Source organism: Rummeliibacillus sp. POC4, from assembly GCF_003576525.1.
Lineage (GTDB): Bacteria > Bacillota > Bacilli > Bacillales_A > Planococcaceae > Rummeliibacillus.
The window spans coordinates 1-6816 of the sequence record NZ_QWUA01000109.1; the positions used below are offsets into that span (position 1 = coordinate 1).

Annotated in this window: 9 protein-coding genes; 3 read left to right on the forward strand and 6 right to left on the reverse strand. The window is 31.7% G+C overall.

The window, feature by feature from the left end; translation table 11 throughout:
* Positions 1-29: 29 nt before the first annotated feature.
* Entirely contained in the window at positions 30-668 is a 639-nt protein-coding gene (locus D1606_RS17745) for an MBL fold metallo-hydrolase (RefSeq protein WP_119417351.1), read from the reverse strand.
* A gap of 259 nt (positions 669-927) precedes the next feature.
* Between D1606_RS17745 and D1606_RS17750 the strand changes: the two genes are divergently transcribed.
* Complete coding sequence (locus D1606_RS17750) at positions 928-1107, forward strand: DUF2759 domain-containing protein (RefSeq protein ID WP_119417352.1); 180 nt, start codon at positions 928-930, stop codon at positions 1105-1107.
* An 85-nt stretch (positions 1108-1192) separates the two neighbouring features.
* On the opposite strand, the gene D1606_RS17755 is transcribed toward D1606_RS17750, so the two are convergent.
* The 5 genes from D1606_RS17755 to rpmG form a co-directional block, all read right to left on the reverse strand.
* Complete coding sequence (locus D1606_RS17755; RefSeq protein WP_369973827.1) at positions 1193-2275, reverse strand: YqgU-like beta propeller domain-containing protein; 1083 nt, start codon at positions 2273-2275, stop codon at positions 1193-1195.
* 191 nt (positions 2276-2466) lie between these two features.
* Complete coding sequence (locus D1606_RS17760; RefSeq protein ID WP_119417354.1) at positions 2467-4350, reverse strand: LTA synthase family protein; 1884 nt, start codon at positions 4348-4350, stop codon at positions 2467-2469.
* A gap of 246 nt (positions 4351-4596) precedes the next feature.
* Positions 4597-4806 (reverse strand): YqgQ family protein, encoded by a 210-nt coding sequence (locus D1606_RS17765; RefSeq protein WP_119417355.1) that lies wholly within the window; start codon positions 4804-4806, stop codon positions 4597-4599.
* 23 nt (positions 4807-4829) lie between these two features.
* A complete protein-coding gene (locus D1606_RS17770) occupies positions 4830-5393 on the reverse strand; it encodes a 5-formyltetrahydrofolate cyclo-ligase (protein ID WP_119417356.1) in 564 nt (187 codons plus the stop codon).
* Between the two features lie 67 nt (positions 5394-5460).
* A complete protein-coding gene (rpmG, locus tag D1606_RS17775; protein ID WP_010287907.1) occupies positions 5461-5610 on the reverse strand; it encodes a 50S ribosomal protein L33 in 150 nt (49 codons plus the stop codon).
* Between the two features lie 272 nt (positions 5611-5882).
* Here rpmG and D1606_RS17780 point away from each other — a divergent pair, with 272 nt between their 5' ends.
* Both D1606_RS17780 and D1606_RS17785 read left to right on the forward strand, forming a co-directional pair.
* Positions 5883-6263 carry a hypothetical protein gene (locus D1606_RS17780; protein WP_119417357.1) on the forward strand — a complete coding sequence of 127 codons (381 nt, stop codon included), beginning with the start codon at positions 5883-5885 and terminating at the stop codon, positions 6261-6263.
* Positions 6260-6730: an endolytic transglycosylase MltG gene (locus D1606_RS17785; RefSeq protein WP_119417358.1), complete on the forward strand. Its 471-nt coding sequence runs from the start codon at positions 6260-6262 to the stop codon at positions 6728-6730. The genes D1606_RS17780 and D1606_RS17785 overlap by 4 nt, the downstream gene beginning before the upstream one ends.
* Positions 6731-6816 lie beyond the last annotated feature (86 nt).

The following is a 6816-nucleotide window of genomic DNA, read 5'->3' on the forward strand; positions in this document are numbered from 1 at the left end:
GCCGCAATACTAAAACCTTGATGGCTTGCTTAAAAGCCGTTTAAAAATGGATTTTGTTCCATTTCAATATCAATTCTTGTGGGACCTCCATGGCCTGGATATATAATTGTTTCTTCATCTAATGTTAATAACTTATTATGAATAGATGAAAGCAGTTGCTTACTATTTCCACCAACTAAGTCCGTACGACCAATACTTCCTTCAAATAATGTATCTCCAACGATTGCAAACCCTTCATCCAAAAATACATAACTTACACTACCAGGTGAATGACCAGGTGTATGCAATATTTTGAATTTAAAATGGCTGATTTCTAGTGTTTGTTCATTTTCAATTAAATGATCTGCTGGAGATATTAAAATATCAGGTATTTCCCTGTATCGACCAGAACCATTTTGCATTGGATTCTGAAGCCAATCAGATTCCTTTTTATGCAAAAGTACTGGTACTTTAAGAGCATCTCTTACTATATCTACACCGCCAATATGGTCAAAATGCGCATGCGTCAATAAAATAGCAACTGGATTTAAATGGAGATTTCTCAATTGTTTTACTAGCTTCTCTCCTTCTCCCCCTGGATCAATCACAAGACATTCTTTATGAGAATTACTAATAATATAACAATTGGCTTGAATAGGTCCTAAAGGATATGTACGAATATTTAACATTTCTTCACCTCAATCTCATTATACAGAATTCTTAAAACAATTCTCAAGGTGAAGGCTATCATAAAATTTGCTTTTTAAGAAGCTACTATACACATGATAAAGTTGTAAGTTTCTGTATTTAACGAAAAAGCAACTATTTTATATTACGTTCAAATAACCGTCACATTAAGTTCTCGACAAACAAAACAAATAGCTTTACAATAGAGAAGGAATATTGTTTTACGACATTCATTTTCTGATGTCGAAAGGAGTGTCTATATTGAACTTATTAATGGTTATTTTCGGCCTAGTTGCAATTCTAGGTCTAGTAGGAACAGTGCAAGCTCTTAAAGAAAAAGCTATTCTTGGTGTAATCTTTAACTTTGCAGCGTTCGCAGTGTTTGGATGGTTCGTAGTTATGACTATCCTACATCAAGGTTTCCCACCAAGCCTTCACTAAAATTTGGTATAAAAGAGGGTGCTCCATTTCGGGGCATCCTTTTTTATTTGATCAGTTCTTTACTATTCAGATGATTTAGCTAAATTTAATCTTTTACTACTAACCATTTTTTCTTTTCATAAGGCTTGATAGAAATTGCAGTTTCATAATTATTTCCAGAAAGGCAAAGCGTTCCTTTAGCTGAACATATAATTTGCTCATAATTTGGTGATTGTCCAATGGTATGAACACCTTTTAAAGAAACATGTACAAGTTTAAAAGGATGCTCACCCTCATCTATTTTCCCATTTTCCATAGGCAATAATACCATCAGTGATTGATCATCCAGCCATTGTACTTCCGGTACAAACCATTGAGCATAATCCGTAACAGCTGGTGATGTCCACTCTTGCTTTTTATTACCTTTTTCTAATACATAACGAAATTCTTCTTTAGTAAAATCCATTGTAACAATCAGAGAAGACTGTTTAAAACAACTTACATAAACTATCTTTTGTTTAGATTCGGACGTTACTTTTCCATTTCTCCAATTGATGGTTGTTAAAGTACCACCGTTAAGTGGATTATTCCCCATTTTGTTTACCCATAATATATTATCAGAGTACCAAGTCCAAAATGGATTGTCAGATTGGAATTCAACTAGTTTGTTTTTGCTTCCATCATATATGTAACTATTATACGAAAAATCATTATTAAAAGCTGATAATCCTACTAAATTTGTGTTATTAGGATTCCAAACTAGAGAGATTTCTTGTGATTTGACGTTAAAATTATGTAGAATTTTACCTGCAACAGTAATTATCGTAACGTTCGCACTTTCTGAGTTATTCGCTGTTTGCACCAGAATCTCTTTCATACTAGGATGAATTAAAACTTGAATAATTGCATCGTCCGAAGTATAAAGAATTTTCTTTTTCCCTGTTTCTAAATTATATCGAACTAATTGCTCCCTATTTTGATGTTGCTCAATGATTAATAAGTCAACCTCAGATAAAAATCCAACAACTGTATGTAATTGTTCTGCCTTTATTTGATATGGGACGATATTCGAGATTGATTTTACGGTATGAATTTTATTGTTCTCAGTTGTTGTTTTATTTTCTTTTGAAATCGACTGTTGTTGACAGGCACCAAGAAAAAAAACTGCAGTCACTAATAGATAAATCATCTTTAACACGTTTTTCACATCCTTTCTGACTATTTCATTATACGATTAAATGATAAAAATTCTAGTATTATATTAATAATTTTTTATCTAGAGAATTTAAATTTATGAAATTCACTTTTTACTAACATAAATGTAAAAAAACCGCATAGCCAGTAATAGCCATGCGGTAATGAATAACTTAAAATCTTATTTTATTTTTTTGCTTCACCCGTTTTGTTGTCGTAGAAACGAAGCAAATCTCCATTGATAATCTTATCAGAGTAATCTAGTTTTTTGTTTGCTTGCTCAATATATGGTGAACATTTAGATGAATCGGTCTTTTGTTCTGTAGCTTTATCGTAACATACTTCACCAGCATAAACTAATTTATCTGTTACAATACGACCGTCACGGAATGCTACGAAGTCTTTATGGTCTTTTGAGAATAAGTCAGTTCCCATTTGTAAATCATTTTTAGTATCAATACCTAGTAAGTGTAATACTGTTGGTCTAATGTCCATTTGTCCTGCAACTTCATGCATTTGTTTACCTATACCTGAGTTTGGTATATGGATAAAGAATGGTACTCTTTGAAGTTGTGCAGTATCGAATGGTGTAATTGCATCTTTACCTAAATATTGTGCCATAGCTTTGTTATGGTTTTCTGAAATACCGTAATGGTCACCATACATAACAATGACTGAGTTATCATATAAACCAGATGCTTTTAAGTCTTTAAATAATTCTTTTATCGCTTCATCTGTATACCGTACAGTTTGGAAGTAACGATTTACAGTATTATCATCAGAAGTGTAAGGTTTAATCAATTGATCTTCCTCATCTGAAGTGAATGGGAAGTGATTAGATAATGTAATCATGCGTGTATAGAATGGTTGTGGCATTGATTTCATAATCTCTACAGATTGGTCCATATAAGGAATATCTTTTAATCCCCAGTTTGCAGAGTTTTCATCAGTTACATGATAAGATTCTACATCATAGAACTTTTTGATATTGAATGCTTGGTACACCATGTCACGGTTCCAGAAACTCTTATTATTTGCATGTAGTACAGAAGTGAAATAGCCATTTTCGTTAAATCTTTCTGCCATTGAGTTAAAAGTATTACCACTGTTTGTAAAGAATACGGATCCTCGTCCTGTACCATATAATGAGTTTTCTACGATAAATTCTGCATCAGAAGTTTTACCTAATCCAGTTTGATGGTAGAAGTTATCAAAATAAAAAGTATCCTTATCTTTTGTTAGCTTGTTAAGGAATGGTGTTATTTCTTGACCATTCACTTTATTGTTTATAACAAAGTTTTGAGTTGATTCAAGTGAAATAATAATTACGTTGCGTTTTTTAGCAACACCAAAAGTTTTCTTATTATTTTCACCTTGGTTTGATTTCACATAGTTCGTTACATCTGTTAGCTCACTACCATCTGCCATAGCACGTTGAGCGTGGAATTTTGATTGAATGAAAATATCATATAAATGATAGTTATACGTACCAATATTTTTAACTAATAATTCACGGTCAAAACTACGAGTTAATAATTGTGGTCTTTGTGTTTCAGCTAAACCCAAATTCAAGAATAATATAGCAAAAGTTAGCACAAAGTAAGTGCGGCGTAAATTTGGTTTAGTAATTGTAGCTTCTTTAGCTTTAGGTAAGAATTTAACAGCTAGTATTAATAATACAACATCAGTGAAATAGAAAACATCGTACCAGTTAATAGATGATGTAGCTGAGTTTCCTAAATCTCCAAAGTTACTTGTTTGGAATAATACAGGTAGTGTTATAAAGTCATTAAAGAATCTATAAAAAACAACATTTCCGTATACAAGTATTGATAAGATAACACTTGTTGTTATTAAATATCGATTTCTTCTTTTTGCAGTTTTAAAGAATAAAGAAATCCCATATATAAATAACAAGAATGCAAGCGGGTTAATCAATAAGATGAATTGTTGCATTGAATTGTCAATTTCCATATCAAAACTAGATTGATAAGTAATGTATGTCTTAATCCAAGTGGTGATAATAGCGATCACCAATATTGAATGTTTAGGTAGCTTATTGAATTTCATTCCTAACATCCTCCTACTTTCTTTCGTTCGTTACAAAATTAGTTCCATTATGAAAGAAACAAAATATATCTTAATCCTTTTCTAACAATAAAGCAACATTTTTGTTACATAATTATTATTTCCATAATACCGTATTCATTTATCATTATAATAACGAATACATCCAACAGAAAGTTTCATCATTTTAAAAAAGATTAAACCATTTTTAAAAATTCTTTTCAATAGGTCCTTTGTATAATTGAATTTTTATTTTGATGTTATTTCTTTTTCAAGTTTTACAGTTTCTGTTCTTAAGATATGACGGGCTGATTGGAATTCACGTGCCTCGATAAGTCCACCCTTATACAATTCGACTAAATCCATCTCCATTAACTGTAAATCGCCGATTCTGTTTTTTGTGTAAACAAAAGTACCAAATCGTTTTAAAAGTTGCATTACATCATATACTGTTTCCAAGGAGTTAACTCTCCCCTTTCAAATCAATTGCAATTTATAATTTCTTTTTCAGTAATTATTTTTTCAATAGGTACATCATAATCATCTGTAGGGATTTTTTCAACTATCTGCATATGAAAAGCCAAAGAAATGGTCGTTTTATCAAAATCTGACAAAAATCGATCGTAATACCCACCGCCAAAACCTAATCGAAACCCTTGTCTATCAAAAGCAAGACCAGGAACAATTAAACATTCAATCTCTTCCTTTGGAATCTTAGTTGTTAAATGTGGAATTGGTTCTGAAAGTTGCATGTATACAGTTTCAAGTTGTTGAAACGATGTGATTTCATAAAATGTCATTCTTCTAGACTTTGGCTCACATTTCGGTACGACCACTTTCTTCCCTAATGCCCAAAAGGCTTTAATTAAATCCCAGGTCTCTACTTCTGGAAAAGCAGAAAGTGTAATACCGATAATATTTGCATTTTTCACAGCTGATTCTTGAAGTAACATTTTATGTATAAGTTCAGATTTTTCTTTATATGTTTCTTTATTAAGTTTTTTTAATTCACTCATAATTATTTTTCGAAGTTCTTTTTTATGCATTATTTTTTCACTCCAACTTCTCTAAGAATGGAAAAAGCCAAAACCACAAAGGTTTTGGCAATGAGCATTATTTTGTTTCACGGTGAAGTGTCATTTTGTTATCACGAGAACAATATTTTTTTAGTTCTAGACGTTCTGGATTGTTACGTTTGTTTTTCTTTGAAATGTAGTTACGTTCGCCACATTCAGTGCAAGCTAATGTAATATTAACGCGCATTGTTATCCCTCCCACTCTATATAAAGAATAAAATGTCTTAGTGAGCATGATTTATACGACTAAACCATTATATCATAATTCGCAAAAAAATCTACTGTCATTTCTAATTAGATTTTGTTATGTTAAAATAAAGTAAAATTCACTCAGTTAAGGTTTTCCTTCGCTGAGAATCAGTTACAACATTCCAGTATTAACGGGCAGTTGCCTCCTAATCTACTGCCCGTTAATATTCGGCTGAATACACAACTAAATAACTACATGAGGTGAACAGAATGGACTTATCTCTCATACTAATCATTGTCGGATTGCTCATAATTTTCGCATCTTTTTTTGTTGGGAAACAATCTAAACAACTTGAGAAGGATGTTGAAGAATTATCGTTAAACTTCTATCAAGAAACCCATCAATTGAAACGGCGTTTAAAAGCCGTTGAGGAGGAATTACTATTTGAGCCTCAATCATTTGTTAAAAAGACAAAAGTTAGTCCTAAACAAACGTCAAAGGCAAATATTAAGGGCATCCATCAAATTATAATTAGCCAAGTTATCACTTTACATAAGCAAGGCTATAACACCGAAGAAATAAGTAAACGATCATCCCTATCAACAGAACAAGTACAAGCGATTATTGCTTCTGGGGGAAATCGCTTATGATGAAATCAACAATTCGCTCATTTGGTATTGGATTATTTCTTGCCGGAAGTATAATGACTATCCAAACTCATTTTTTTGAAGAAAACACTCAAAATTCTATAAAAGCTTCAAAAGGATCTGTTGTTATAAAAAAAGAAGAGCTCGATACTTTAAAAGAAGAAGCTGCTGATGCAAAAGAACAACTTGCAAAGATTCAGACAGACTATCAAACTTTAAAAAAAGAAAACACCTCGACAAATAAAGAGAAAAAGGAAGTCACTACTTATAAATTGGTCATCAAAAAAGGTATGGGGACTACCGAAGTCTCAAAAGCTTTAAAAGATGGCGGTATTATAAAGGATGATGGTGAATTAGAACGATACATCATCAATAAGAACAAAGCAAAAGATATTCAAATCGGTGATTATCAATTATCATCTGATATGTCTAATAAAGACATAGTCAAAATCATTACATCCGCAAAATAAGAAAAGATGTTTCATCAGCTAAATTTGCTGTTTGAAACATCTTTTGTGATTTTTGAAACTTCACTACCCTGTATGTAAAACTTAAA

Excerpts from the sequence above, each read along its gene's own strand:
- D1606_RS17745 (WP_119417351.1), bottom strand. The coding sequence starts at position 668 with ATGTTAAATATTCGTACATATCCTTTAGGACCTATTCAAGCCAATTGT.
- D1606_RS17755 (WP_369973827.1), bottom strand. The coding sequence starts at position 2,275 with ATGATTTATCTATTAGTGACTGCAGTTTTTTTTCTTGGTGCCTGTCAA.
- D1606_RS17760 (WP_119417354.1), bottom strand. The coding sequence starts at position 4,350 with ATGAAATTCAATAAGCTACCTAAACATTCAATATTGGTGATCGCTATT.
- D1606_RS17770 (WP_119417356.1), bottom strand. The coding sequence starts at position 5,393 with ATGCATAAAAAAGAACTTCGAAAAATAATTATGAGTGAATTAAAAAAA.
- rpmG (WP_010287907.1), bottom strand. The coding sequence starts at position 5,610 with ATGCGCGTTAATATTACATTAGCTTGCACTGAATGTGGCGAACGTAAC.
- D1606_RS17780 (WP_119417357.1), top strand. The coding sequence starts at position 5,883 with ATGGACTTATCTCTCATACTAATCATTGTCGGATTGCTCATAATTTTC.
- D1606_RS17785 (WP_119417358.1), top strand. The coding sequence starts at position 6,260 with ATGATGAAATCAACAATTCGCTCATTTGGTATTGGATTATTTCTTGCC.